The sequence below is a fragment of the Gemmatimonadaceae bacterium genome (assembly GCA_030647905.1).
In the GTDB taxonomy this organism is placed as follows: domain Bacteria; phylum Gemmatimonadota; class Gemmatimonadetes; order Gemmatimonadales; family Gemmatimonadaceae; genus UBA4720.
Genome location: JAUSJA010000027.1, coordinates 86842 through 110988 on the forward strand (window position 1 = coordinate 86842; position 24147 = coordinate 110988).

General features: G+C 63.7%; 27 protein-coding genes. 10 read left to right on the top strand and 17 right to left on the bottom strand.

Annotation, left to right across the window (positions count from 1 at the left end):
• Window positions 1-33 precede the first annotated feature (33 nt).
• Together Q7S20_09385 and Q7S20_09390 are read right to left on the bottom strand one after the other, a co-directional pair.
• A complete protein-coding gene (locus Q7S20_09385) occupies window positions 34-942 on the bottom strand; it encodes a YegS/Rv2252/BmrU family lipid kinase (protein MDO8502045.1) in 909 nt (302 codons plus the stop codon).
• Complete coding sequence (locus Q7S20_09390; GenBank protein ID MDO8502046.1) at window positions 942-1085, bottom strand: hypothetical protein; 144 nt, start codon at window positions 1083-1085, stop codon at window positions 942-944. The genes Q7S20_09385 and Q7S20_09390 overlap by 1 nt, the downstream gene beginning before the upstream one ends.
• Window positions 1086-1139: 54 nt before the next feature.
• Between Q7S20_09390 and Q7S20_09395 the strand changes: the two genes are divergently transcribed.
• Window positions 1140-1316, top strand: coding sequence for a hypothetical protein (locus Q7S20_09395; protein ID MDO8502047.1), 177 nt, complete (start codon window positions 1140-1142; stop codon window positions 1314-1316).
• 9 nt (window positions 1317-1325) lie between these two features.
• Here Q7S20_09395 and Q7S20_09400 read toward each other — a convergent pair whose 3' ends face one another.
• The 7 genes from Q7S20_09400 to Q7S20_09430 all read right to left on the bottom strand — a co-directional run bounded on the left by Q7S20_09400 (window position 1326) and on the right by Q7S20_09430 (window position 5305).
• Entirely contained in the window at window positions 1326-1829 is a 504-nt protein-coding gene (locus Q7S20_09400; GenBank protein MDO8502048.1) for a hypothetical protein, read from the bottom strand.
• A 91-nt stretch (window positions 1830-1920) separates the two neighbouring features.
• Window positions 1921-2136 (bottom strand): hypothetical protein, encoded by a 216-nt coding sequence (locus tag Q7S20_09405; protein ID MDO8502049.1) that lies wholly within the window; start codon window positions 2134-2136, stop codon window positions 1921-1923.
• Between the two features lie 64 nt (window positions 2137-2200).
• The gene (locus Q7S20_09410; GenBank protein ID MDO8502050.1) at window positions 2201-2737 is read right to left on the bottom strand and encodes a Spy/CpxP family protein refolding chaperone; all 537 of its coding nucleotides are present in this window, start codon (window positions 2735-2737) and stop codon (window positions 2201-2203) included.
• A 102-nt stretch (window positions 2738-2839) separates the two neighbouring features.
• Entirely contained in the window at window positions 2840-3571 is a 732-nt protein-coding gene (locus Q7S20_09415) for a di-trans,poly-cis-decaprenylcistransferase (protein MDO8502051.1), read from the bottom strand.
• 19 nt (window positions 3572-3590) lie between these two features.
• Window positions 3591-3971 (bottom strand): transcriptional regulator, encoded by a 381-nt coding sequence (locus Q7S20_09420; GenBank protein MDO8502052.1) that lies wholly within the window; start codon window positions 3969-3971, stop codon window positions 3591-3593.
• On the bottom strand, window positions 3964-4581 hold the full coding sequence (locus Q7S20_09425) for a hypothetical protein (protein ID MDO8502053.1): 618 nt from the start codon (window positions 4579-4581) through the stop codon (window positions 3964-3966). The genes Q7S20_09420 and Q7S20_09425 overlap by 8 nt, the downstream gene beginning before the upstream one ends.
• Before the next feature lie 100 nt (window positions 4582-4681).
• The gene (locus tag Q7S20_09430; protein MDO8502054.1) at window positions 4682-5305 is read right to left on the bottom strand and encodes a type 1 glutamine amidotransferase domain-containing protein; all 624 of its coding nucleotides are present in this window, start codon (window positions 5303-5305) and stop codon (window positions 4682-4684) included.
• A gap of 134 nt (window positions 5306-5439) precedes the next feature.
• On the opposite strand from Q7S20_09430, the gene Q7S20_09435 reads away from it, so the two are divergent.
• From Q7S20_09435 to moaC, 3 genes are read left to right on the top strand one after another with little or no spacing between them, the layout of a single operon-like run.
• Window positions 5440-8076: a DUF5916 domain-containing protein gene (locus tag Q7S20_09435; protein ID MDO8502055.1), complete on the top strand. Its 2637-nt coding sequence runs from the start codon at window positions 5440-5442 to the stop codon at window positions 8074-8076.
• Window positions 8077-8088: 12 nt separating this feature from the next.
• Window positions 8089-9162 carry a hypothetical protein gene (locus tag Q7S20_09440; GenBank protein ID MDO8502056.1) on the top strand — a complete coding sequence of 358 codons (1074 nt, stop codon included), beginning with the start codon at window positions 8089-8091 and terminating at the stop codon, window positions 9160-9162.
• Window positions 9159-9638 carry a cyclic pyranopterin monophosphate synthase MoaC gene (moaC, locus tag Q7S20_09445; GenBank protein ID MDO8502057.1) on the top strand — a complete coding sequence of 160 codons (480 nt, stop codon included), beginning with the start codon at window positions 9159-9161 and terminating at the stop codon, window positions 9636-9638. The genes Q7S20_09440 and moaC overlap by 4 nt, the downstream gene beginning before the upstream one ends.
• A gap of 15 nt (window positions 9639-9653) precedes the next feature.
• On the opposite strand, the gene Q7S20_09450 is transcribed toward moaC, so the two are convergent.
• Window positions 9654-10001 carry a hypothetical protein gene (locus Q7S20_09450; GenBank protein MDO8502058.1) on the bottom strand — a complete coding sequence of 116 codons (348 nt, stop codon included), beginning with the start codon at window positions 9999-10001 and terminating at the stop codon, window positions 9654-9656.
• Between the two features lie 133 nt (window positions 10002-10134).
• Between Q7S20_09450 and Q7S20_09455 the strand changes: the two genes are divergently transcribed.
• Window positions 10135-13476 (top strand): glycosyl hydrolase, encoded by a 3342-nt coding sequence (locus Q7S20_09455; GenBank protein MDO8502059.1) that lies wholly within the window; start codon window positions 10135-10137, stop codon window positions 13474-13476.
• On the opposite strand, the gene Q7S20_09460 is transcribed toward Q7S20_09455, so the two are convergent.
• A complete protein-coding gene (locus Q7S20_09460) occupies window positions 13431-14111 on the bottom strand; it encodes a M15 family metallopeptidase (GenBank protein ID MDO8502060.1) in 681 nt (226 codons plus the stop codon). The genes Q7S20_09455 and Q7S20_09460 overlap by 46 nt on opposite strands.
• A 125-nt stretch (window positions 14112-14236) precedes the next feature.
• Here Q7S20_09460 and pnuC point away from each other — a divergent pair, with 125 nt between their 5' ends.
• Window positions 14237-14818, top strand: a complete 582-nt coding sequence (pnuC, locus tag Q7S20_09465) for a nicotinamide riboside transporter PnuC (GenBank protein MDO8502061.1) — start codon at window positions 14237-14239, stop codon at window positions 14816-14818.
• On the opposite strand, the gene Q7S20_09470 is transcribed toward pnuC, so the two are convergent.
• Window positions 14815-16029, bottom strand: coding sequence for an MFS transporter (locus Q7S20_09470; protein ID MDO8502062.1), 1215 nt, complete (start codon window positions 16027-16029; stop codon window positions 14815-14817). The two genes, pnuC and Q7S20_09470, sit on opposite strands and share 4 nt — an antisense overlap.
• Before the next feature lie 192 nt (window positions 16030-16221).
• On the opposite strand from Q7S20_09470, the gene Q7S20_09475 reads away from it, so the two are divergent.
• The 3 genes from Q7S20_09475 (at window position 16222) to Q7S20_09485 (ending at window position 18876) form a co-directional block, all read left to right on the top strand.
• Complete coding sequence (locus Q7S20_09475) at window positions 16222-16626, top strand: tetratricopeptide repeat protein (GenBank protein MDO8502063.1); 405 nt, start codon at window positions 16222-16224, stop codon at window positions 16624-16626.
• 19 nt (window positions 16627-16645) lie between these two features.
• Window positions 16646-18277, top strand: coding sequence for a GMC family oxidoreductase (locus tag Q7S20_09480; protein MDO8502064.1), 1632 nt, complete (start codon window positions 16646-16648; stop codon window positions 18275-18277).
• A gap of 98 nt (window positions 18278-18375) precedes the next feature.
• The gene (locus Q7S20_09485; GenBank protein MDO8502065.1) at window positions 18376-18876 is read left to right on the top strand and encodes a ferritin; all 501 of its coding nucleotides are present in this window, start codon (window positions 18376-18378) and stop codon (window positions 18874-18876) included.
• Between the two features lie 23 nt (window positions 18877-18899).
• Here Q7S20_09485 and Q7S20_09490 read toward each other — a convergent pair whose 3' ends face one another.
• Both Q7S20_09490 and Q7S20_09495 read right to left on the bottom strand, forming a co-directional pair.
• The gene (locus Q7S20_09490; protein ID MDO8502066.1) at window positions 18900-19232 is read right to left on the bottom strand and encodes a BrnA antitoxin family protein; all 333 of its coding nucleotides are present in this window, start codon (window positions 19230-19232) and stop codon (window positions 18900-18902) included.
• Window positions 19207-19500, bottom strand: coding sequence for a BrnT family toxin (locus Q7S20_09495; GenBank protein MDO8502067.1), 294 nt, complete (start codon window positions 19498-19500; stop codon window positions 19207-19209). Before Q7S20_09495 ends, Q7S20_09490 begins: the two co-directional genes overlap by 26 nt.
• A gap of 322 nt (window positions 19501-19822) precedes the next feature.
• Between Q7S20_09495 and Q7S20_09500 the strand changes: the two genes are divergently transcribed.
• Window positions 19823-21274: a DUF2867 domain-containing protein gene (locus Q7S20_09500; GenBank protein ID MDO8502068.1), complete on the top strand. Its 1452-nt coding sequence runs from the start codon at window positions 19823-19825 to the stop codon at window positions 21272-21274.
• Between the two features lie 34 nt (window positions 21275-21308).
• On the opposite strand, the gene Q7S20_09505 is transcribed toward Q7S20_09500, so the two are convergent.
• From Q7S20_09505 to Q7S20_09515, 3 genes are read right to left on the bottom strand one after another with little or no spacing between them, the layout of a single operon-like run.
• On the bottom strand, window positions 21309-21845 hold the full coding sequence (locus Q7S20_09505; GenBank protein ID MDO8502069.1) for a multiheme c-type cytochrome: 537 nt from the start codon (window positions 21843-21845) through the stop codon (window positions 21309-21311).
• Window positions 21846-21885: 40 nt separating this feature from the next.
• Complete coding sequence (locus Q7S20_09510) at window positions 21886-23373, bottom strand: heavy metal sensor histidine kinase (GenBank protein MDO8502070.1); 1488 nt, start codon at window positions 23371-23373, stop codon at window positions 21886-21888.
• The gene (locus Q7S20_09515) at window positions 23354-24025 is read right to left on the bottom strand and encodes a heavy metal response regulator transcription factor (protein MDO8502071.1); all 672 of its coding nucleotides are present in this window, start codon (window positions 24023-24025) and stop codon (window positions 23354-23356) included. The genes Q7S20_09510 and Q7S20_09515 overlap by 20 nt, the downstream gene beginning before the upstream one ends.
• Between the last annotated feature and the right edge of the window lie 122 nt (window positions 24026-24147).

Below are 24147 nucleotides of genomic sequence, written 5' to 3' on the forward strand. Positions count from 1 at the left end.
CTCATTTGTGAAGTGTGGTCCTTCGATGTCATATCAACTGAGCGTTCGCGCAGGCCCGGTAACGACCCGCAGCGCCAACGGGCAGGAAATTACGTCGAGCGAAGCGGTTCGCGCACGGTGCAGCTCTCCGTCGGTCTCGTACGTGGGCGCCGCCTCGAACTTCAACTCGAATGACCGCGAGCGCTCCATCACGCAGCCTGGCTGGCTCTCGTGCGCTCCCATCGTCGCCGCCACGAGCATGGCGATCCTGCGCGCCGGCGGCAGAAAAAGGATGGAAACCGCGTCGAGGCAGCCATCAGTCACTGATGCGTTCGGGGCGATCCTGAACATTCCGCCGAAATTCGCGGAGTTCGCGATCACCAGCAGCATGTGCAGCTGCGCCGGACGATGTGATTCCTCCGACCTTACCTCCACCTCGATGCCCGCGAACCCGAAAATCTGACGGACCGCCGTGTAGAGGTACACCGAGCTGCCACGCAGCCATCGCGTGCGCCTGATTTCCTCGAGCACCGCGACGTCGAACCCGAATCCGCAGCAGTTGACGAAGAAGACGTCCTCGATCCGGCCGACATCCACCCGCGAACCGGCCGGCTCCACGCAAAGTCGCGCAATCGTCTCGGCGCTCGCTCTTTCCGTGCCGAGCACTTTGGCGAAGTCGTTACCTGTCCCCGCGGACATGACTGCTAGCCGCGCGTCGCTCCCGGAGTGAAGGATGGCGTTCGCGACATTGGATGTCGTGCCATCGCCGCCAACCGCGACGAGAGTGGTGAACCCGTCGGCGATGGCCTGCCTGGCGCTACCGGCCTCGTCGCCCTTGTGAGCGGTCGTCCGGATGTCGCTCACGCCGATCTCGGCGAACCGCGCCGAGATCTCGGGAATCATTCGCGCCGCGCGTCCTCTTCCCGCTACCGGGTTGACGATGACGCAGACGCGCTCATCCATCAATGTGTGCCCAGCTGCTTCCAGGGCATGGCGGGAATATCCGCGCGCTCGGCGAATACTCCGGCAGCGAGCAATGGCCACACGCGCGCCTTGTCGGCGTCCGTGAACGAGAAGATCGCCATCCCGGTGACAGCTTCATCCACGTCTCCAACGGTGCAATGCGATACATGACGTTCGGACCCGACTATAATAGGACGATGCAACGTCCGCGAAATCTCTTTTTTCTGTCCGCTCTGTTCATTTTCGCGGGAGCCATGCACTTCGTGATTCCGCGCGGCTATGCGGCGATAATGCCGCAATGGGTTCCGTTGCCCGGACTGCAGCGCTTGGCGGGACTGGGACTGATCAGCGCTCAGCCCCGGACGACTTTGTAAACGCGCCCGCTAGTCTTCGAGCACCGGCTCGTACCCGTCGTCGCTCACCGGAGCCAGATGGCTGTTCCCGCTGAGAACCCGCGCGCATGTGTTCCAGCGAAGGATCGCGTCATCGTTGCCGGCCGGCCGGATCGCCTCGGCCTTCTCGTACCAGTCCATCGCCTCGCGGAGCGACTCGTACACGATCGCCCCGGAGCCCATCCCTCCCTGCGCCAGCAGCGCCTGGCCTCTTCGCTCGGCGATCATCCCGGAGTAGTAGGCGCGCTGATACTCGTCGGTGATGCGCGCGAGATACTCCTTCGCCCGCATCACGCCCGACACCGCGACGCCGCTGTGCAGATCGGTGAGAGCGAGGACCAGCATCACGAGCACCTGCTGGTTCTCCGGATCCACCTCAAGGATGTCGAGGCAGATGCTCTCTGCCGCCCACGACTGGTTGAGCAGGCGATAGCGCTCGGCCTTCTGAATCGCGCGGGGAATGGCGTCGCGCGAGATCGGCTTCAGCTTGAACATGTGCTCACCTTCTACTCGGAGACCGACGTCGTGTAGCTCTCGAGGTGCCCGTTCGACGCCGGATCTGCACTACATCGACGCCCACCACCGGCTATTTCTTTTCCTGCTGGGTCTTGTCGGCGACGTACAGCTCGAGATAGCCACACTCCTCGCAGACGAACGGCATCACGACGAGGCCCGAATTGGGATTGATCGTTCCGTCAGTGGCGCCGCCCGTCATGTTCACGAGAGCCTTCAGAGTCTCGGTGCGGTTCATCCGTGCGCTGGGGTGGTTGATGCAGTAGCGCTTCCCTTCCTTGATCGGCATGCAGTGTCCCGTGAATGGGTTGGTGGTCTGGGGAACGGTGGCCAAATGTAGGGATGCTCGTACGTCACAGCCAGAAGCGCCGTCCCTCGAAACGCTGCTTCCGCTGCTCCGCGGCGGCATCCCACTTCGCCCGCTGCTCGGCGGTGAGCACCGTGCGAACTTCGTTCTGCACCTGCGTGCGGAGCGCGGTGACACGCTGACGGGACTGCTCGCGCTGCTGCGCGAAGCGCTGACGCGTCGCGGCTGAGGTGTCACCCTTCTGCCGTGCATCGCGAAGGACCTTGAACTGCGTCTGTCCCTGCTCGCGCAGCGACTTGAGCTGCGGCTGATACTTCTCGTGGATGGCCTTGATGCGCGACTTCTGCGCATCGGTGAGATTGAGCTCCGCCATCAGGCGGCCCTGACACTGTCCGCGTCCGAAGTGTCCACGCGGACCGCGCATCCATCCGCCGCGCGCTCCTTCCATGCAGCCATGACGCGGCCCGCCGTCGCGCATCCCGCGACCCGTGCTGTCCGGCTTCGCTGGAACCTGGGCTCCGGCGATCACCGCCATTCCAACCGCTACAACGGCGCCAAGGGCAGCCGTGCGAATTTTCGACATCGAACCTCCATATCGTTAGCGTCCTACGCCTTGTGCGTGTGACAACTGGTAGACGTGGTGGAACGCGCGACGTTAGGGAAACTTCGATGGAACATTCGCAGATCAGCCCGCCGCCGCCTCGGGCACGGCACCGAACCTTCGCTCGCGGGCGTGGAATTCCTCGACGGCCGCGGCGAGGTTGGCCGGCGAGAATTCGGGCCACATGCGGCGCGTGAAGTAGAGCTCGGCGTAGGCGCACTCCCAGAGCAGGAAGTCGCTCAGCCGCTGCTCGCCGCCGGTGCGGATGAGCAGGTCAACGTCACGTGAGGCGCCAACGCCGTTGTCAACCTGCGAGAGCAGCCGCGCGAACGCGGCGCGCTCGGCGTCGAGGTCGGCGTGCGGCTCGGCGCGCATGTGGCGCGCTGCGCGGAGCACGGCGTCGCGCGCGGAATAATCCACCGCGATGCGCAGCTCGAGCGTGCGGCCTTCGCGCGTGGCGCTCTCGGCGTTGCAGATCGCCCGGAGAAGCTCGGCGGGAATGCGATCGCGCCGGCCTATGATCTTCATTCGCACGCCGTTCGTCACGCAGCGGGCGACCTCCGAGACCAGGTAGCGGCGGAAGAGGCGCATCAGCAGCGCAACTTCGCGCGAGGGCCGGCGCCAGTTGTCGGCGGAGAACGCGTACAGCGTCAGCGTGCCTATTCCGCAGTCGGGCGCGGCCTCGACGATCTTGCGGACCGTGCGCGCGCCGGCGATGTGGCCGGCCGTGCGGAGATGTCCGCGCGCCGTGGCCCATCGGCCGTTGCCATCCATGATTATCGCGACGTGAATGCCGCGCGGAGTGCTGGTGCTCATGTTCTGAATGTCGTGGGGGCTAACGATCCCGGGTGGCGCGGATCAGGGCTTCCATATGGTCGAGGTAGCGCTCGAGCGCGCGGCGGCCGGCCGCCGTCAGACGATACTGCGTCTTCGGCATCCGTCCCTGGAACGACTTGGTGCATGCGATGTACTCGGCTTCCTCAAGCTTGCGGGCATGCACGCTCAGGTTTCCGTCGGTCGTGTTCATCAGCTTCTTCAGGTCGCTGAAGCTCAGCGAATCGTTCACCGCGAGCGCGCTGACGATGCCGAGCCGCAGACGCTCGTGTATGAGACGATCGAGCTCCTCCGCCTTCTGCGCGGGAGGGCGGCGCAGCGCGGCGCCTTTCATTGGACTGCGCGTGCCGGAGTCATCCCGTGCCGCGCCATTCTTAGCCACCGTAACTCCTGGCGATTGGGATACCGAACGCGATGTGCAGACCTCCGAATGCCAGACCGAGTATCCAGTGGCTCCAGTCTGCGGGAATGAAAAGCGACAGGGCGCCAGCAACCATGAAGCAGAGGCCCATCACGGGAACGATCTGCACCGAGAACGCACCGCCGGCGACCACCGCGGTACCGTAGAGAAGCAGCCAGACGCCCGGAATCACTTCGAGCATCCCTGCCCGATACAACACGAAGGTCAGCAGTGCGCCGACGATCATCGGCGGCGAGAAGCTGAGCACGAATTTCCGCCCGGGCCCGGAGAGCAGCGGCATTTTCGCCGCCCGCGCCTTCCGGACCATCGCCCAGACCATGATCAGCGGCGATAGAATCGCAGATACCAGCCAGATGTTGAGCGCACCCGTCGCCGTCTGCTGCAGCGAGGCGACAATCGCGACAACGATCGCAATCACGCCGATGGCAACCATTCCCCATCCCGAAACCGCGGTGAACGAGCCCGCCGCCTCCATCGTGTTCCTGATGAACGCGAGGTTGTCCATCGCGCGGCCGTGGAGCGATGAAAGCTCCTTCGGGGGCGGTGGCCTGAGCGGGCGGACCGATGTCATGTGCATATCATATGGCGGCTTCCCGAGGGATGTCAAGTACTTTGCCCTACAAAGCGCGGCCGCCCGCAAACCCGTGGAGTGTCACGGCGCCCAGCTCACGTCAGCTCAGCGAGATCGGCCCCGGCAGCGGATCACTGGCCGGGAAACTCTGCTCCACCATCTTGTCCAGCCGCCGCTCATCGATCTCTTCCGCAAGCATCGCGATCAGGTTGCCGCAGAACGCGGGCAGGTCCTCCTGCCTGCGGCTCGTCAGGAGGTTCTGGTCCACCGCCACCTGCTTGTCCACCCATGATCCGCCCGCGGCACGGATGTCCTCGGCGATGTCCGGATGCGATGTCACAGTCCGGCCCTCGAGCGCGCCCGCTTCGGCGATGATGCGCGGCGCATGACAGATCGCGGCGACCGGCTTATCCAATTCCATGAAGCCACGCACCAAGCCCACCGCTTCGGGAGTCGCCCGCAGCGCTTCCGTGTTGCGGATGCCGCCAGGAAGAACCAGGGCGTCGAAATCCCGCGCGCTGACTTCTCCGGCGAGACGATCCACATTGAACGTGTCCGCCTTTTCTTCGTGAATGAATCCCTGAATAGTCCCCGCCTTGAGCGACACAAGCGTGACCTCGGCGCGGGCCTCCTTCAGCGCCTGCCAGGGCGCGGTAAGCTCCACCTGCTCGACACCGTCCGTGGCCAATACAGCGACCTTCCGACCCGTCAGATCTCCCGCCATTCAATCCCCCTGCCGTTATTGTCAGGCACGGTCCTGACCAGTCAGGAAACGTGCCACAGTTGGACGATGTTGACGCACATCCCGAGCGCGTACACATTTAACGTCCATACCCACGTTTCCTCCAGCCACCCGGATTGCGCGAGGATTTATTGAGTCGCACGGTCGGCGTACTGTTGCTGCTTGCGTTCCTGGGTACTCGCTCGTCGGCCTGGTGCCAGAGCAGTTCCGCGCCGACGTCAAAGGAGTTGCGCGCTGCGCGTGTGGCTGATGGACGCATCCACATTGACGGCCACCTCAATGAGACCGCGTGGGCAACAGTTAAAGCAGGGACCGACTTCACCCAGAGGGATCCCTCCGACGGTACCCCGGCCAGCGAGCGCACCGAGGTACGCGTTCTTTACTCGGAATCCGCCATTTACGTTGGGGTTCGCGCCTTCGATTCGGAGCCCAGACGAATTATCTCCGAGGTCGCGCGCCGCGACCGCACCGTTCAGGCCGACGAGATCTCCGTTTTCTTCGATTCCTATTTCGACAGGCGGACGGCCTTCGAGTTCGCGGTAAATCCGAGTGGCGCCATTCGGGACGTGTATTACCAGGACGAGTACACGAGCGATATCTCCTGGGATCCGGTTTGGGAAGTGGTCACCAGCGTGGATAGCGCCGGCTGGACGGCTGAGTACCGCATCCCGCTCACGCAGCTGCGCTACGATCGGCGTGGCAATCGCTGGGGATTTCAGGTGATGCGCCGGGTTCAGCGTAAATCCGAGCGCGCCTACTGGATGCCATACTCGAAAAAAACGAGTGGTCTGGCATCGCGCTTTGGGACATTGACAGGCCTCGATAGCTTGAGCCAGCCCGTGCGGTTGGAACTGCGTCCATATACAGTGAGCTCACGCCGGACACGCAAGGCAAGCTCCGTCGGCTCGTACGCCCCGCCTGTGGATACGCGGCTTAGTGGAGGTGGAGACGTCAAACTCGGCTTGACGTCCAACTTGACTCTGGATGTTACAGTGAACCCGGATTTCGGTCAGGTCGAAGCCGACCCATCGGTTGTAAATCTGTCCGCTTTCGAGTCGTACTTTCCGGAGAAGCGGCCGTTTTTCGTGGAAGGTTCCGGACTCTTTGGAACCTACGTTCAGCAAGGCCAGGTGTTTTATTCGCGCAGAATCGGGCGAAGTCCGCAAAGCGGCGCGGCCCCGCCGCCGAATGGTAGCGTCGAGATTCCCGATCAGACGCGAATTATCGGCGCGGCTAAACTGACCGGAAAGAAGGTCCGCGGCTTCAACGTTGGACTCGTTAGCGTTATGACAGCTCAAGAAAAAGCGCTTCTGCGCGATTCAGCCGGAAACGTTTCCGGTGATTCGCCAGTTGAGCCGCTTACGCATTATCTGGTCGGACGACTGGAAAAGGATTTCAGGAACGGATCGAACACCGTCGGCGCAATGATAACCGGCGTCAATCGAAAGCTGACTCCGGAGCTGAGGTTTCTGCGCTCTTCGTCATACGTCGGTGTTGCTGACGGCGTGCATCGCTGGGCGAACGGGACATACGCATTGCGCTGGAACATCGCCGGAAGCGATATCCGCGGAAGCAGAGCCGCTATCACCGCCGCTCAAAGATCATCCTTTCGATATTACCAGCGTCCTGATGCTCGTCATACAGACCTTGACACAAGCCGGACGGAGCTCAGCGGTTGGACCGCGACAGCAAACTTCGGCAAGGAGACGGGAACGTGGACCTACTGGGGGTTGGCCAGTCAAACCTCTCCGGGCTTCGACGTAAACGACCTGGGATTCCAGTTTGGAGGCGACAATCGCGATTTACGCGTTGGAGCGGGCTACAATCATACACGTCCGAAGGGGGTTTTCAGGGATTATCAGATCAGCGCTACCGGATGGCGAAGATGGACTACCGGCGGGGAGCTGATCGAAACTTTTTTTCCATTCGTCTATGTGGGGGCCACGTTTAAAAATAACTGGACGCTTATGGCAAATCCGATGAATGTGGATTTCAGCCGGCGTTGCATAACATGTTTGCGCGGAGGCCCATCACTTCGTACGGATCCCTTTCATGCCCACTTTCTGAGAATTACGACCGATCGTAGACGCAATATTGCCTTTGGCATGGAAGGTTACTGGAACGCCGCCTTTACCACTGGTCCGCGCGCGGGATCCGTCGCACAAACTCTCTACTGGAAGGCGAGTGAGACACTGAATGGCAGCGTGACGACCAGGTACTCGCCGTCGGATGATCCCTACCAGTATGTGACAGCTCGGCGGGCGTTGGACTCGACGCGGTATGTGCTCGGCGAAATTCACCAGAAAACGGTGTACCTCACCAATCGCCTCAACTGGACGGTCAATCCCAAACTTTCATTCGAGTTCTATGCCCAGCCATTCGTGTCATCAGGTTCGTATGACAATTTCAAGCAGGTTGTAGATCCGGCGGCGAAGAGTCTCGCGAATCGCTTTTCCCCGTTGCCTGGATTCACCTGTGGAAATACGGGTGTATGCTCAACCGATTACAATGCGGATGGCGTAGCCGAATTCTCTTTCGGGCGTCCCGACTTTCGCTTTCTCCAGCTGAGATCGACCGCCGTACTGCGTTGGGAATATCGGCCCGGGTCGGTGCTTTTCGTCGCCTGGCAGCACGGGAGAACCGGCTCGGAAAGCAATCCAACATTCAGCGGGTTCGGCGATTTCCCGGATATTTTGAAGATTCGTCCCGACAACACCGTCCTCGTGAAGGCGAATTACTGGGTGAATTTCTAAGGCGTCCACACTATGCCTCTTGTAGACCTTTACGGCCACGAAGAACTCCGGACCCGCCTGTCGCGCGCTGCCGGCGCCGGCTCACTTCCCGCAAGCCTGCTCTTGCACGGTCCGCGCGGCACGGGGAAGCAGCGACTCGCCCTCTGGCTTGGCCAGTTGCTGCTCTGTGAGAATCCCCCTCGCCCCTGCGGGAAGTGCAGGAACTGCCAGTACTCCCGCAATCTCACACATCCGGACCTCCACTGGTACTTCCCCCGACCGCGGCTCAAGGACGCTGACCCCGATCTCGCCGACGTCAGGGACGATTACCAGGACGCGATCGCCGAACGCGTCTCCAACGGGGGACTCTACGCGGCCCCACCAGGCAATGAAGGGATCTTCGTCGCCACGGTGCGAGCCATCGTTCAGGAAGCCGTCATGTCGCCGGCGATCGGGAGCCGCAAGGTCTTCGTGATTGGCGACGCCGAGCGGATGGTATCGCAGGAAGGCGCGGACCAGGCGGCAAATGCGTTTCTCAAGCTGCTCGAGGAGCCGGCGCATAACACGAACATCATTCTCACGTCGAGCGAGCCCGGTGCGCTTCTTCCGACGATTCGCTCGCGCACGGTGGCGGTGCGTGTCGCGCCGCTGCCCGAGCCCGCGGTCAGGGCATTCCTCTCGGATCCGGTCGTGGAAGAAGCGCTCGACACAGCCCACGGCGCCCGATCCATCAACGAGCGCATACAGCTCGCTTCGGGTGCGCCCGGCACGCTGTTCGGCGACGATGCGCGGGGCCGTGCGATGGCGGCGGCCCGCCGGCTTCTCGACGCCGCCGCCGCACCGCAGGTATCAGAGCGCCACGCGGCGGCGATGGCTGTGGGAGCATCGGGAGCCCGCGGTAGCTTCACAGACGTGCTCGATTCACTCATCCTGATACTCGCCGAGCGCATGCGGGCGGCGCTTCACGATGGCAATGAGCAGCGCGCGCTTGCAGTCAGCCGCGCGGCCGACAGTGTAGGCCGCGCCAGACTCCTCGCCGGCGGGAACGTCAATCCGCAGCTCATCACATCGAGCCTGCTGCGCGATCTCTCAGCCGCTGTACGATGAGCGATCTCACTCACACCGACGAGTCCGGCCACGCAAGGATGGTTGACGTAGGCGCGAAGAACCGGTCCGACCGCTTCGCCCGCGCGTCGGGTGCGATCAGGATGTCGGCGACGACGCTGGACGCCATTCGCGCCAATGCGCTGAAAAAAGGAGACGTGCTCGCGGTCGCCCGAATCGCGGGAATCATGGCCGCCAAGCGCACGTCCGACACGATCCCCCTCTGCCACCAGATTGCGCTGACCGACGTGGGCGTGGAGTTCGTTCTCGACGATACGCTTCCCGGCGTGCGGGTACAGACATATGCGCGCACGCTCGACAGAACCGGTGTCGAGATGGAAGCACTGACCGCCGCCGCGGCTGCGCTCCTCACCATCTACGACATGGCGAAGGCGCTGGATCGCGGAATGACGATCAGTGAGATCGCGCTGATCGAGAAAAGCGGTGGAGCGTCGGGAGACTGGAAGAGCCCGGGCTGAGCCGCGCTTTCGGCACTACACTTCCGCGGCGAGCTGCTTCGCGGCGTCGCTGATCCGCCGAATGTAGGCCGTGAGATCCTCGTCCGCCGTGCGCGGGGGGAGAACGAACTCCGGATTCTGAGGATCGGTGGAGCTCGGCATGTTCACCATGAGATCGCCGCCGCGCTCGATCACCGCGTTCTCGAACAGCTCGACGGCGCTGAGCAGGTCCGCGAGCTGCGCCGCGTCTTCGTCGGCACTGACTTCCACACCCTTCTGCAGAAGGCGGCCAGATATCTCCGTAGCGGCGTCCGCGCGCTCCTGCCTCCGGTGCGGGTCCAGCATTTCGTTGCGCAGCTCCGATCCGTCTGGCGGCAAATGCATCCTGTCTCCCTGTTGTGGTGGCCAACCGATCTACCTGCAAGACGCGTCCCGCGGTGTCGGCGCCCTTGCCGATATCGCGCCTGATCGGCTAGTTAGAGGCCTTCAAAGCCCCCACCCCCCGGAGCAGCCCGCCGTGCACAGAAAGCAATTCCGCATCGTCGCCTCGGCCGCCTTGATCGCGGCTATCCCCTTCGTAGCGGACGCGCAGAGCACCACCGCGTCCAGACCTTCGGCATCATCCGCCGCACCGTACGACACGGCCGCCTTCGCGGCGTTCAAGTGGCGGGAGATCGGACCGTTCCGTGGAGGCCGCTCGGTCGCCGTCGCGGGCTCGGCCAGCCGGCCGTGGGAATACTACTTCGGCACGACGGGCGGCGGTGTCTTCAAGACGACCGATGGCGGCATGACGTGGGCGCCGGTGACCGACAAGTTTTTCGGAGGTACGATCGGCGCGATCGCGATCAGCCAGTCGAATCCGGACATCGTCTACGTCGGGACCGGCGAGCACGCGATCCGCGGCAACGTGTCGCACGGGGACGGCGTCTACAAGTCCGCCGACGCGGGAAAGACATGGACATACATCGGACTGGCCGACACGAGACAGATTGGCCGCATTCGCGTCCATCCGAAAAATCCGGACATCGTTTACGTCGCGGCCCTGGGACATGTGTGGGGACCGAATGCGGAGCGCGGCGTATTCAAGTCGGAGAACGGCGGAAAGAGCTGGCGCCGCGTGCTGTTCCAGAGCGATTCCGCGGGCGCCGTGGATCTGGCGATGGACGCGACCGACCCGAACACGCTCTACGCATCGTTATGGCATGCCTACCGCAAGCCGTGGAAGCTCGTCTCCGGCGGCACCGGAAGCGGAATATTCAAATCCACCGACGGTGGCGAGAACTGGACCAACATCACGCGTAATCCGGGACTCCCCTCAGGAATACTGGGCAAGATCGGCGTCACGGTCTCACCGGCGAATCAGCGGCGGCTGTGGGCTCTCATCGAAGCGGATTCGGGTGGAGTCTTTCGCTCCGATGACGCGGGCGCGACGTGGACGAAGACCAACTCCGAGAGAAATCTCCGCCAGCGCGCGTGGTACTACACACGCATCTTCGCGGACACGAAGGACACGAGTACCGTGTATGCGCTCAACACGGGAATGTATCGCTCCACCAACGGCGGGAAGACGTTCCGTCCGATTCAGGTGCCGCACGGCGACAATCACGATCTCTGGATCTCGCCGACTGACAACAACCGGATGATCGAGAGCAACGACGGCGGCGCGAACGTCTCGTTCAACTCCGGGCGCACGTGGACCGAGCAGGACCAGGCGACGGCGCAGTTCTATCACGTCACGACCACGAATCATTTTCCATATCGGGTCTGCGGCGCGCAGCAGGACAACTCGACGCTCTGCGGACCAAGCCGTTCGCCGGGCGGAATATCCAGAGACCAGTGGTACGACGTCGGCGGCGGCGAGAGCGGGTATATCGCCGTGCGGCCGGACGATCCGGACATCATCTACGCCGGCTCGTACGGTGGCCTGCTCACCCGCCACGATCAGCGCACCGGGTTCGAGCGCAACATCAATCCGTGGCCCGACAATCCGATGGGCCACGATGCCGCGGATGCGAAGTACCGCTTCCAGTGGACTTTCCCGATCGTGATCTCGCCGCACGACGCGAAGACGATCTACGTCGGAAGCAGCGTCGTGTTCAGGTCGAAGAACGACGGCCAGAGCTTCGAGCCGATCAGCCCCGACCTCACGCGCCACGATCCGCGGACACTCGGTCCATCGGGCGGTCCGATCACGAAGGACCAGACGTCGGTCGAGTACTATGCGACTGTGTTCGCGATCGCCGAGTCACCGGTGACGCCCGGAGTGATCTGGGCGGGTTCGGATGACGGGCTGGTGCACGTGACGCGCGACAACGGCAAGTCGTGGAAAAACGTCACGCCGCCGAACATTCCGGAGTGGAGCCGCATTTCCATCATCGAGCCCTCGCATTTCGTGCCGGGCACGGCATACGTGGCGTCCAATCATTTCCAGATGGACGACATGCGGCCCTACATCTATCGCACCACCGATTACGGCGCGACGTGGCAGCTCGTCGTGGACGGAATTCCGCCGACCGAGTTCGTGCGCGTCGTCCGTGAAGACCCGGTGCGCCGTGGCCTGCTGTTCGCCGGCACGGAACGCGGTGTGTGGGTCAGCTTCAACAATGGCGGCGCATGGCAGTCGCTGCGGCGCAATCTGCCGTTCGTACCGGTTCACGATCTCGCTGTGAAGGAAGGCGATCTCGTAGCGGCGACGCACGGCCGCTCATTCTGGATCCTCGACGACGTCTCGGCGATGCGTCAGATGAACCCCGCGATCACGGCTGCCGCCGCGCATCTGTTCAAGCCGCGCGACGTGTATCGCGCGAACTTCAACGGCGGCGGCGGCACGGGCGCCGCGGGCGGTCATCCCACGGGACTGAATCCGCCGTCGGGAGCGATCGTGTACTACTGGCTCAAGGCGCCGAACCAGACCGTGACGATGGAATTCCTCGATCGCACGGGCAAAGTCATCCGTACCTTCACGAGCAACCAGGGTCCGCAGGCCGCGCGGGATTCCCTGCGCGCCGACAGCATCCGCACCGCGCGAGCCGACAGTCTCAAGCGGGCCGGACTCCCCGCCGACACCAGCGTCCGCACCGAAGCCCGCGGCGAAGAGACCGTGAGCGAGGACGGGCCACGTCGCCAGCAGGCTCCGCCGCGTGTATCCAATCGCGCGGGTCTGAACACGTTCGCGTGGAACCTCCGCTATCCGGACGCGTCGACGTTCGAGAACATCATCATGTGGGCAGCCGGCACGCAGAGTCCGGTGGCCGTCCCGGGCAGCTACACGGTACACATGCGCGTCAACGGCGTGACACAGTCCGAGTCGTTCAAGGTGGTGAAGGACCCGCGGTCGAAGGCGACGCAGGCCGATCTCGAGGACCAGTTCGCGTTTCTGCTGAAGGTGCGAGACGAGATCAGCAAGGCGAATGACGCCGTGAAGCTCGTCCGCAACATCCGCTCGCAGATCGCCGACAGGACGAGGCGCATGCCGGCCGACAAGCGAAGCGCGTTCGAGTCAAGCGCCAACGCGCTCGAGAGCCAGCTTTCCGCCGCTGAGCGGGAGATCTATCAGGTGCAGAACCGCTCGGGGCAGGATCCGCTCAACTACCCCATCCGCCTGAACAACAAGATCGCCGCGCTTGCCGGCGTGGCCGCCAGCACCGACGCGCGTCCGACCAGTCAGACGCTGGAGGTCTATCGCATCCTGTCTGCGCAGCTCGACGCGCAGCTCGGCAGGATCCGATCGGCGCTCAACCAGTCGCTCCCCATCCTGAACAGGGATCTGAGCGCCGTGAGTCTTCCTCCGATCGTCGAGAGCACAGCCGAGAGTCAACGGATCACGCGATCGAACCTCACGGGATTTTCGACCGTGTAGCTATAGTGCCACCATTCCTTCTCGTAGTTCACGAAGCCCTGGCGCTCCATGACTTTCTTCAGGATCTGCCGGTTCTTCGCGAGGAATCCGCGCGCGTTCATCGTGTGCGCGGCAGCTGAGAAGTTGTCGAACGGGGTACCCATCGTTATCTCGGACTTGGTCGCCGTGTTGACCAACGTCAGGTCCACGGCGACTCCGAGGTTGTGCCGGCTTCGCGCGGCGATGTAGCCGTCGCGAAGGAGATCGCCGCGATTCGCGCGCTGCGTCCACGCGACCATCGCTTCACTTGCCCGCACGGGCCGGTAGGCGTCGAATATCTTGAGGCCGTAGCCCTGAGCGTGGAGATCTTCGTTCACGAGCGCGAGCGCGGCCGCGGCTTCGGCGCGTAGATAAGCCTTGTTCGCCTCGTACCCCGGTAATGGCACGCCAGTGAAGTTGTTCGACGTGGCATACCGCATGTCCACCACGAGCGAGCTGTCCACCCGCTGGAGGTCCACGAGCAGAGTGTCGGCGGCCTCGTCGGAAACCGTCGGCAGCTCGGGAGTGTTAACCGGTTCCGGAGCCCGCCGGTGCAGAACGCCGCAGCCACTGAGAAGTACGAGCAGCGCCGCGGCGCGCATAAATCGGAATGACATCCTGCTAAGATATGCGGGCGCGACCGGCGGTGTCAGCCTTGGGCCGCGCCACTCCTCGCCCGTATATTCCCCGCCTCGCTCAGGGAAAGGGGAATGCTCACTCGTCATCCTGTACACCTCGTCGCATGAACTCACTGGAAATCATCGCGGCCGTCTTCGGGGTGGTGAGTGTCTTCCTGAGCGTCAGGCAGAATATCTGGAGCTGGCCGACGGCGATCGTGAACGTGGGGCTCTACATCGTCGTCTTCTACGAGGCAAAGCTGTACGCCGACACGGGCCTGCAGGTCATCTACGTCGTGCTCAACGCGTACGGCTGGTATCACTGGCTCTACGGAGGAAAGAATCGTACCGGGCTTCCGGTCACCCGGACGGGAGCGCGGCTCGGCCTCTTCCTGATCGCCCTTGGCGGCATCGGCACGGCCGTGATCGGGACGTTCCTTGCCCGGAGCACCGACGCCGCCCTTCCCTATCTCGACGCAATGACGACCAGCACGAGTCTCGTCGCTCAGTGGATGATGACGCGCAAGCTGCTCGAAAACTGGCTGATATGGGTCGCCGTGGATGTCGTCTACATCGGGATGTACATCTACAAGTCACTCTACGTGACGGCGGTGCTCTACTTCGTGTTCCTCGTCCTGTCGGCGATGGGATACACCAAGTGGCGGCAGACGGTCGCGGACGCCCGCGCCGAGCTCGTTCCCGTCTAACCCGTCGCTTTGGCAGGCGATCGTTTCACGCGCGCGAGCGCGTGGATGGCGGCGATGCCAGCAGCCGGGCCGAGCGCGAGCATCGCGAACGACCATTGCCAGCCGATACGCGCGGCGAGAAACGGTACGGCCTGGATCGTCACCATCGTGAGGAGAAAGCCGAGCGACGTCTGAACCGTGAGCGCCGTCCCTACCGCGTGGCTTGGCACCGACTCCGTGACGAGCGCGCTGAATTGCGCGCTGTCGGCGACGACGAAGAATCCCCAAACCAGCGCGACCGGCGCGAGGATCCACATGCTCGCTCCGTAGAAGAGTCCGACGATCAGCGAGCAAGTACCACTGGTCGCGAGCGCGATCGTCACCAGTCTCTCACGCGAGAAGCGATCGGCGAACAGTCCTCCCCATACGCATCCGGCCCCGCCGACAGCGATCGTCCCGAAGGCAATCAGCGACACCAGCGCCGACGAGTCGCGGTTCGGACGCGACAGCGCGGCGCTCGAGGCGAGATACGCAGGAATCCACGTCCAGAACGCGTACAGCTCGAACATGTGGCCGAGATATCCCCCTGTAGCGAGTCGCCATTCTCGCACGCGCGCCACGGTGGCGACGAGTCCCCACGAGAACGCCCGCGGCGCGAACGGGTACGGACCATCGGAATAGCCGGCGAGCACGAGGACACCGGCGATGAAGGCGCCGGCCGAGGCAGTCAGGATTACCGATGAGACGCCGACATCCGGTATCGCATGCACGAGGTACGGCGTCGCCTTTCCCACGGTGAGAGCGCCGACCACCGTCCCGATCGCCAGTCCCCGCTGAGTCCTGAACCATGTCGCGATCATTTTCATCGCCGGGGGATAGACGCCCGCGAGACAGAAGCCGGTCAGGAACCGCAAGGCGAGCGCGGCCGGGTAACCCGGAGCCCCGAGAATGCCCGCATTCACCGCGGCGCCAGCGATCGCCGACATCGCGAACAGTTTCCTCGACTGTATCACGTCGGCGAGATTGAGCGTCGCCGATACGGCGGTCCCGGCGACGAACCCGAGCTGAACGATCGTCGTCAGCCATCCGGTCTGGGCCGCATCGAGCGACCACCGCGCCGCAAGCTGCGCCGACACGGCGCTCGCGGCGAACCAGAGCGACATTCCGAGCAGCTCTGCCAGCGAGAGAAGCGCGAGGATGCGCCATCGGCGGGGATGGGAGTCACCATTCATGCGGAGAGAAACTAACCCGTTGCCCGTGGCCGGCATCGGGACGCTGAACACGGTCCTTTGCCCCAATGCGCTTCTTGACTGTAATTTGCCCGTCCATAGGTTCCGCAGGTCGGCTCCCATTCCGGTATCGGCCTTGGCTCTCCCCATCGAACGGTTGCGCGCGGCGCCGTCCCCGACCACATCGAACGGGCCGTGACGAAGGCGATGGCGACGGACCCCACCGCTCGTTTCACGTCCACCGCGCTCTTCGCTCAGGCCCTTGGAAGCGAAATACTCGCGACTCCGACCGATACCGCCACACTTCCGCAGGCGGCAGTATCGGCGGCGAAATCGGTTGCAGTGCTGCCGTTCGCCAACATGAGCGCGGACGCCGCCGATTATGCGCGGCGTGCGCTGGCGATCAATCCCGACGATCCCCTGCTGCTCTACAATATCTCCTGCATGTACGCGATGCTCGGCAATCCGGACGAGGCGCTCAGTTGCCTGGAGAAGGCCGTGGACAAGGGATACGGCCAGAAGGACTGGGTGGAGCATGATTCGGATCTCGACTCGCTGCGCCAGCTACCGCGATTCCAGACGATCGTCGCGGCGATGTAGGATCGGACGCAGAGTGTCATTGGGACAAGCGGCAGTTGCGAACTCAGAAACATTCGACTATGTGGTGGTTGGCTCCGGATTTGGCGGCAGCGTTTCCGCGATGCGCCTGACGGAAAAGGGCTACCGCGTGCTCGTGCTGGAGCGCGGCAAGCGCTACCGCGACCAGGATTTCGCGCGCAGCAACTGGATCGTCTGGAAGTATTTGTGGCTGCCCGCGCTGCGCTGTTTCGGTATCCTGGAAATGTCGCTCCTCAACGGCGTGCTGATTCTCCACGGCAGCGGCGTTGGCGGCGGCAGTCTGGGGTACGCCAACGTCCTCCTGGAACCGGGCGATGAGTTGTTCGATGCGCCGGCGTGGCGCGATCTCGCCGATTGGAAGACCCTCCTGCGTCCGCATTACGATACAGCGCGCCGAATGTTGGGCGTGACCGCGAATCCGCGCGAATGGCCCGCCGACCGCGCGTTGAAAGCGATCGCCGAAGAGCTGGGGCAGTTGAATACGTTTGGCCCAACCGAGGTCGGCGTCTTTTTCGGTGAGGAAGGCAAGACGGTTCCCGATCCCTACTTCGGCGGCGAAGGCCCGGCGCGCGCGGGTTGCCAGCACGTCGGTGCGTGTATGGTCGGCTGCCGCAACAACGCCAAGAACACGCTCGTCAAAAATTACCTCTATTTTGCCGAAAAGTGGGGCGCGCAGATTCAAGCGGAAGCCCGGGTGCATGACATCCACCCACTACCGGCACTGCAGCCCGATGGCGCGCGCTACGAAATTGAATATCACCGCTCCACTGGGTGGTTGTTCAAGCCGCCGCAGCGGGTTCGCGCACGCAACATCGTGCTGTCGGCGGGCGTCCTGGGCACGCTGGGTCTCTTGTTCCGCTGCCGCAACATCACGCGCTCGCTTCCCGATCTTTCGCCCCGCCTCGGCGAGATGGTGCGGACGAACAGCGAAGCACTCCTTGCCATCCTCAATCGTGATCGCCAAGCCGACTTTTCAAAAGGCGTTGCGATCACTTCGATTTTCAGCGCGGATGCGGTCACGCGGGTTGAGCCGGTGCGTTATCCCGCGGGCTCATCTCTGATGCTGTTCCTGACGGCGGCGCCGTTGATCGAAGCCGGCAACAACATCCTGGCGCGGCTCCTCAAGATTATCTGGACGACGGTCCGTCATCCGATTGATTTTGTAAATGCGCGTTTGCTTCCCCCGACGGCGCGGCGCACTACGATCCTCCTGGTGATGCAGACGACGGACAATTTCATGCGCCTGCGTTGGAAGCGGCATCTCTCCACGCTCTTTCGCCGCAGGTTGGTTTCCGAACGAGACCGCGAGCGCCCCGTACAAGCCGAGATCGACATTGCCCACCGCGTGGCGCGCGCGTTCGCTGCCAGGACGAATGGCATCGCCTTGGGTGCGCTGAACGAGAGTCTCCTGAATATTCCGACGACCGCGCACATCCTGGGCGGCTGCCCAATTGGGCGCGACGCGGAACAGGGCGTGGTGGATTTGGGTTTCCAGGTGCACAACTATCCGGGCATGTACGTGGTGGATGGCTCGATTGTGCCCGCTAATCCAGGCGTCAATCCCAGTCTCACGATCACCGCGCTAGCCGAGTACGCCATGAGCCGGCTGCCGGCTGCCACCCGACGAGTCTGAGTCCAGCGATGGCCGGACGCCGATGGCCGGACGCCGATGCTTGCAGCGTCGGCCCAGGTACGCTAGCGTCTCAGCAACCTTACCGGGAGATACAAACAATGCTGAGTCCGAAGCTGCAAGGCGCCCTCAACGACCAGATCAACGCGGAACTCGGCTCCGCCTACCTCTACCTGGCGATGGCCGCCCACTTGGAAGCGTCCAACCTCCAGGGCTCGGCCCAGTGGATGCGACGGCAGGCCCGCGAGGAGGTATCGCACGCCATGAAGATCTTCGACTTCGTGAACGATTGCGATGGCCGGGTTGTGCTGAAGGCGATTCCTGAGCCGCAGGCCGAGTTCTCGTCCACCGTCGAGATCTGGGAGTCGACGCTGAAGCAAGAGCGGGGTGTGAGCGCAAGCATCCACGCCCTGTATGCGCTTGCGTCGCAGGAGAAGGACTACGCGACGCAGACGATGCTGCAGTGGTTTGTCACCGAGCAGGTGGAGGAGGAGAAGACGGCGAAGACGATTCTCGAACAAGTCAAGAGGATCGGGCCGTCCAACTCGGCGATCTACTTCCTGGACCGCCACCTTGGGAAAGATGCGGAAGCCAAGAAGTAGTGCCTGGCGACTTGGCGGGACATTCAACGTTCCTTGTTCGCAGTGGGTCCGGTGCGTCGGCGCCGTGCAGGTGGTCCCATGTGCTCGACGTAGCTGCGCAGCACGGCGTTCATGCGTGACTGGTACCGCGGGCCGGCCGCGCGAAACCACTCGAGCACATCCGCATCCACGCGGAACGAGATGGCCTCCTTCGTAGACGGCACGACAACGCGCGCGTCCTTCCAGAAGTTGTCGGGAAGAAACGGCAGCTCCGATGGCGCGGTGCGCTCAATCTCGGCGTCCGTCATCCGGCGGAGGCGCGCCAAGTCGGCCTGACCGTGCTTCGCGGTGTTAGAGAACCTGGATCGCTTTTCCATATCGCGTGCGCTCCTTGCGATTGCTTACGCGTGCACTGATGATACGCCGAACCTGGGTCCCATCCGTGCGGATCCGATCGGTGAAGACGACGCTGAGTGGCAAACCCTCAGCGAGGCCCAACGCGATCATCCGTCGCTCGCCATAGTCGGCCCGATCATCCGGATACTGGACGTAGATGCCGCGAAAGATCTGCGACGCAAACGCGAAGTCGAACCCTCGGCGCTGGAGGTTCTCGTCGTTCTTGGCGGGATCCCAGTCATATTCCACCGGGATAATCTACGTATGTATATACGCTAGCGCAAGAGTCGGCAGATCCGTCCAGCGTTCCAAGGCCGTACGGGTTGCTCAACTCCGCCCGGCGACCAAGGCGAGTTGCGGCTATGCTTCTGAACGCACTCCAATCATGTGCGATCTCGCGCAGAGAGGATGAGTCACCGTCAAATTGGTTAGGCAGCTTCTTGGATTGGCCGCCGACAGTCCGGCCAATAAACCATTCGTAGTTGTCCATTCGGTCAGTGAGGTAGCGTCTCTTGAGCACTCCCAGGACTACGCTTTGGAAACTGGACTCTGACGTCCCTTCTGAGCGACGATGAAGATCCTCGTCACTGGCGCCACCGGGTACGTCGGGGGTCGCCTCATTCCGCGCCTGCTCACCATGGGGCACGAGATCGTCTGCCTCGCACGGGATCCCTCGCACATTTCCGGACGCGGCTGGGAGCGGGTCGACGTCCGCCGAGGGGACGCGCTCGATGCTGGAAGCCTCCTCCCGGCGATGGAGGGCGTGGACGTCGCGTACTACCTCATCCACTCCATGACGCAGGGCAAGGGGAAATTCGAGGACCACGACCGGATGGCCGCCGAGCATTTCGGCATGGCCGCGAGCGCGGCCGGCGTGCGTCGGATCATCTACCTCGGCGGGCTTGGCAAGGCCGACGAAGCGCTCTCTCCGCATCTCGCGTCGCGGCACGAAGTTGGCCGCATCCTGCGTTCCTCCGGGGTGCCAGTCACAGAGTTCCGCGCCGCGGTGATCGTGGGCTCGGGAAGCATCTCGTTCGAGATCATCCGGTACCTCACCGAGGGGCTCCCCGTGATGTTCACGCCACGATGGATGGCGACGCGCTGCCAGCCGATCGCGATCGCGAACGTGCTCGACTACCTGACGCTCGCGCTGCAAGAGCCGGGTTCGGTGGGGCGCACACTGGAGATCGGCGGTCCCGACGTGCTGTCGTACCGCGAGATGATGCTGGGCTACGCAGCAGCGCGAAAACTCACTCGAATTCTCATTCCGCTCCCGGTGCCGACGCCGAGACTGTCGGCGCTGTTCCTCCATATGATCACCCCAATCCCGACGTCGATTTCGCGCGCGCTGATCGAAGGCATGCGCAACGAAGTCGTGGTGCACGATCACGCTGCAGAAGCGTTGTTCGCGGTGGCACTCATCCCATACCACGAGGCGGTTCGGCGCGCGCTGCAGCGCATTCAATCGGGCGACGTCGAGACCTACTGGACCGGTGCGCGGACCGGACTCCAGCCGGGAGTCACACTCAAGGTTTCCGAAGGAATGATCCTCGACGAACGCCGGGTCGAGTCGGCAACCAGCGCCGCCGAGTTGTTCGCGACGTTCTCCGGGATCGGCGGTGAACGCGGCTGGTTCTATGGCGAAGGGGGATGGAAGCTGCGAGGGGCGATGGATCGGCTCGTGGGAGGCGTCGGATTGCGACGAGGACGCCGCAACCCCGACGAGTTGCGTCCGGGCGACGCGCTCGACTTCTGGCGGGTGGAAGCGGTGGACCCGGGACGCCTCGTCCGCCTGCGTGCCGAAATGAAAGTCCCGGGCCGGGCGTGGCTGCAATTCGAGGCCTCGAACAGGCCCGGAGGGGGCGCGCTACTCGTGCAGACGGCGTTCTTCGAGCCGTACGGCTTCCTCGGCCTGCTCTATTGGTACCTGCTGCACCCCATCCACGAGCTGTTCTTCGCCGGAATGTCGCACGCGATCGCGCGCCGCGCCGAGCGCGCGGGCACGAAACCGCCACGCTCTTAGGTAGCGTCAGCGGCCACGCGCAACGGCGGGCCGGCTACGCAGCGGGCTTCGGGTGCCGGATCTTCGCCCAGCGCTCCTCGAAGTTGAACTCCTTGAAGGTCGGGCTCTTTTCGTTGTGGCAGGAACGGCACTGCCGTTCAATCGCGGCCTTGTCCTCGTGCGGGGTCATCCCAGCGGCAATCGAGAGTGCCTTGTCCTTCATGACCGACATCTTCCGGTACGCCGATCCCGGGCCGTGGCAGGCTTCGCACTGCACGCCGAGCTTCCGGTGCTCGGGCTCGCTGCTGCGCATCGTGTGGCACTCCAGACACTCGGGCGCGTCCTTCGCCGGCACCGCAAGACCCTTGGATTTGGCGATCTCATCCGCGCGCGGCGTCGACAGCGTGTTGTACGCTTCCGCGTGCTTCGACTGCTTCCAGATGCCGGCCTGGTTGCCCGATTTCTCCGACTTGTGGCACATGACGCACTGCTCGACGCCGACGTAGCTGCCCACTGACTTCTCCTGCGCCAACGCGGCGCCGGGAAGGAGCGCGAATGTGACGCCTACGATCCGAAAAATACACCGTGTCACGTGATCCCCCTGGTCGTTTGATTGGACGTACGATGAAAGTTCAAGTGGCGGCCGCGTCCGCGGTTGGCACCACCGCCGGGAACTCAAGCCGTACCGTCGTGCCGTGCCCCACCGCGCTTTCGATGCGGGCGTTACCACCGTGCAACTGCATGATGGACTGCACGATTGCCAATCCCAGTCCGGCTCCGCCGGTGACGCGTGCCTGCCCCTCTTCGACCCGATAGAATCGTTCGAAGACGTGCGGCAGATGGGACGTAGAAATGCCGGGCCCCGTGTCGCTCACTCGCACCTCCACGCCACCGTCAACTTTTTGCGTAGCGGTCATCGTCACGCGGCCCTCGTTCAGCGTGTAATTGAGCGCGTTGGCTAGCAGATTACTTACGGCCTGCCGGAAGAGGACGGAATCGCCATTGAGCCAGGCGTCACCCTCGCACTCCACGCCGATATGGCGCTCGGCGGCGAGTGCTTCATAGAAGTCGCACACGGCATCCAGCTCTCGCCGGACAGGAAAGCGCGTGTGTTCCACGGCGTGGTTGGGATCCTCAGCGCGCGCGATGAAGAGCAGTCCGTCGATAAGCCGCGACAGTCGCACCAGTTCCTCGAGGCTCGATCCAAGCACCTGCTGGTACTCTTCCGGGGTTCGCGCGCGCGCCAGCGCCACTTCGGCCTCGCCGCGCAGGTTGTTGATGGGGTTACGAAGCGCGTGCGCAAGGTCGGCTGAGAACTGGGAGAGGCGGGTGAATGCGGCCTGCAGGCGATCGAGCATGGCGTCGAAGTCACTGGCCAGTCCGCGCAGTTCCGTGGGCCACGGCCGCTCGTCGCAGAGCCGGGCGTCGAGCCGGCTGGCGGATATGGCCTGCGCGCGGCGCGAGATGTCGTTGACCGGCTGCAGTGCGACGCGCGCGACCACCACGCCCACCGCCACCGCCGCGAGCAGGCCCAGGCCGAGCACCGCGATCAGCTTCGCGCGGTAGTCCGCAAGGATTTGCGTCGTAGCCGAGACGTCCAGTGCCACCTGCAGCTGGCGGTACTCGGCGCCGACTCCTGTCGCTGTGCCGGTAGCGGCGAGCAGCAGATAGCGGTGGTCGTCGCTTGCCTTGCACGCCGAACACTCGTCCGGACCGACCGGCCCGCTGGTCGGCGGTGGAAAGGCCGACGACGGGACGAGCGTGTCCATCCCCGGAGTCTCGAGAAGGGTGACGCCACGGCCGTCGACGATCCGAAGGTAATACTGCAGCGGGCCTCCCTCGCCGGCCTCGTGCTCGATCTCGCTGGAGAGCGCGTCGGCGCTGGTGGGGTATTGCGCCACCAGGTGACGCAGCACCAGCAACTTGCTCGCCACGAGCCGCCGGTCCTGTCGGTGCAGTTCACGGATGAGTCCCCAGTACAGGAAGCTCGCGGCGATGAGCAGGAGCGCGACGGTTGATCCAGCGTAATGTTGGGTCAGTCGGCCGGCGATTGACCACGGCCGGCGCGCGCGCGTACCGACAGTGCCCTCGTGCGGTGGGCTACTGTTCGTCGAGGACATACCCGACTCCGCGCACGGTCCGAATGAGCTTCAGGGGAAACGGATCGTCGACCTTCGTCCGGAGCCGGCGCACCGCGACGTCCACGACGTTGGTGTCGCTGTCGAAGTTCATCTCCCAGACCAGCTCGGAAATGAGCGTGCGCGACAGCACCTCGCCTCGCCGCCGAACGAGCAACGAGAGCAGCGCGAACTCCTTGGGCGTGAGATCGAGACGCTGTCCGGCGCGCGATGCGCGGTGCCGGAGAATGTCGAGCTCGAGGTCGGCGACGGTCAGCGTCTCCAGCTGCCGGCTCGGCCCGCGCCGCAGGATCGATCGGATGCGGGCGAGGAGTTCGGAGAACGCGAACGGTTTCACCAGGTAGTCGTCGGCGCCGCCCTCAAGCCCCTTGACCCGGTCGACCACAGTGTCGCGGGCCGTCAGAAAGAGCACGGGCGTCTGGCGGCCGGCGCGGCGCAGGGACGTGAGCACCGACCATCCATCGCGGCCGGGCATCATCACGTCGAGAACGATGAGGTCGTAGTACTCGCTCAGCGCGAGGGACAGCCCGTTATCGCCATTGAGCGCCACGTCAACCACGAAGCCGGACTCAGTGAGTCCGTGGTGCAGGTAGTCGGCGGCCTTGCGCTCGTCGTCCACGATGAGAATGCGCATGACGGTACCCGAAGGGGGAGAAGGCCGGCCGCCAACCCGTCCGAATCAGAACCGGGGGGGCGCGTCACTCGACCGGAGCTGGCGCACCGTGCCGGTCCGGTCGAGCGACGCTTCAAACATAC

Excerpts from the sequence above, each read along its gene's own strand:
- Q7S20_09385 (MDO8502045.1), bottom strand. The coding sequence starts at position 942 with ATGGATGAGCGCGTCTGCGTCATCGTCAACCCGGTAGCGGGAAGAGGA.
- Q7S20_09395 (MDO8502047.1), top strand. The coding sequence starts at position 1,140 with ATGCAACGTCCGCGAAATCTCTTTTTTCTGTCCGCTCTGTTCATTTTC.
- Q7S20_09400 (MDO8502048.1), bottom strand. The coding sequence starts at position 1,829 with ATGTTCAAGCTGAAGCCGATCTCGCGCGACGCCATTCCCCGCGCGATT.
- Q7S20_09405 (MDO8502049.1), bottom strand. The coding sequence starts at position 2,136 with ATGCCGATCAAGGAAGGGAAGCGCTACTGCATCAACCACCCCAGCGCA.
- Q7S20_09410 (MDO8502050.1), bottom strand. The coding sequence starts at position 2,737 with ATGTCGAAAATTCGCACGGCTGCCCTTGGCGCCGTTGTAGCGGTTGGA.
- Q7S20_09415 (MDO8502051.1), bottom strand. The coding sequence starts at position 3,571 with ATGAGCACCAGCACTCCGCGCGGCATTCACGTCGCGATAATCATGGAT.
- Q7S20_09425 (MDO8502053.1), bottom strand. The coding sequence starts at position 4,581 with ATGACATCGGTCCGCCCGCTCAGGCCACCGCCCCCGAAGGAGCTTTCA.
- Q7S20_09430 (MDO8502054.1), bottom strand. The coding sequence starts at position 5,305 with ATGGCGGGAGATCTGACGGGTCGGAAGGTCGCTGTATTGGCCACGGAC.
- Q7S20_09440 (MDO8502056.1), top strand. The coding sequence starts at position 8,089 with ATGCCTCTTGTAGACCTTTACGGCCACGAAGAACTCCGGACCCGCCTG.
- moaC (MDO8502057.1), top strand. The coding sequence starts at position 9,159 with ATGAGCGATCTCACTCACACCGACGAGTCCGGCCACGCAAGGATGGTT.
- Q7S20_09450 (MDO8502058.1), bottom strand. The coding sequence starts at position 10,001 with ATGCATTTGCCGCCAGACGGATCGGAGCTGCGCAACGAAATGCTGGAC.
- Q7S20_09460 (MDO8502060.1), bottom strand. The coding sequence starts at position 14,111 with ATGTCATTCCGATTTATGCGCGCCGCGGCGCTGCTCGTACTTCTCAGT.
- pnuC (MDO8502061.1), top strand. The coding sequence starts at position 14,237 with ATGAACTCACTGGAAATCATCGCGGCCGTCTTCGGGGTGGTGAGTGTC.
- Q7S20_09470 (MDO8502062.1), bottom strand. The coding sequence starts at position 16,029 with ATGAATGGTGACTCCCATCCCCGCCGATGGCGCATCCTCGCGCTTCTC.
- Q7S20_09485 (MDO8502065.1), top strand. The coding sequence starts at position 18,376 with ATGCTGAGTCCGAAGCTGCAAGGCGCCCTCAACGACCAGATCAACGCG.
- Q7S20_09490 (MDO8502066.1), bottom strand. The coding sequence starts at position 19,232 with ATGGAAAAGCGATCCAGGTTCTCTAACACCGCGAAGCACGGTCAGGCC.
- Q7S20_09500 (MDO8502068.1), top strand. The coding sequence starts at position 19,823 with ATGAAGATCCTCGTCACTGGCGCCACCGGGTACGTCGGGGGTCGCCTC.
- Q7S20_09510 (MDO8502070.1), bottom strand. The coding sequence starts at position 23,373 with ATGTCCTCGACGAACAGTAGCCCACCGCACGAGGGCACTGTCGGTACG.
- Q7S20_09515 (MDO8502071.1), bottom strand. The coding sequence starts at position 24,025 with ATGCGCATTCTCATCGTGGACGACGAGCGCAAGGCCGCCGACTACCTG.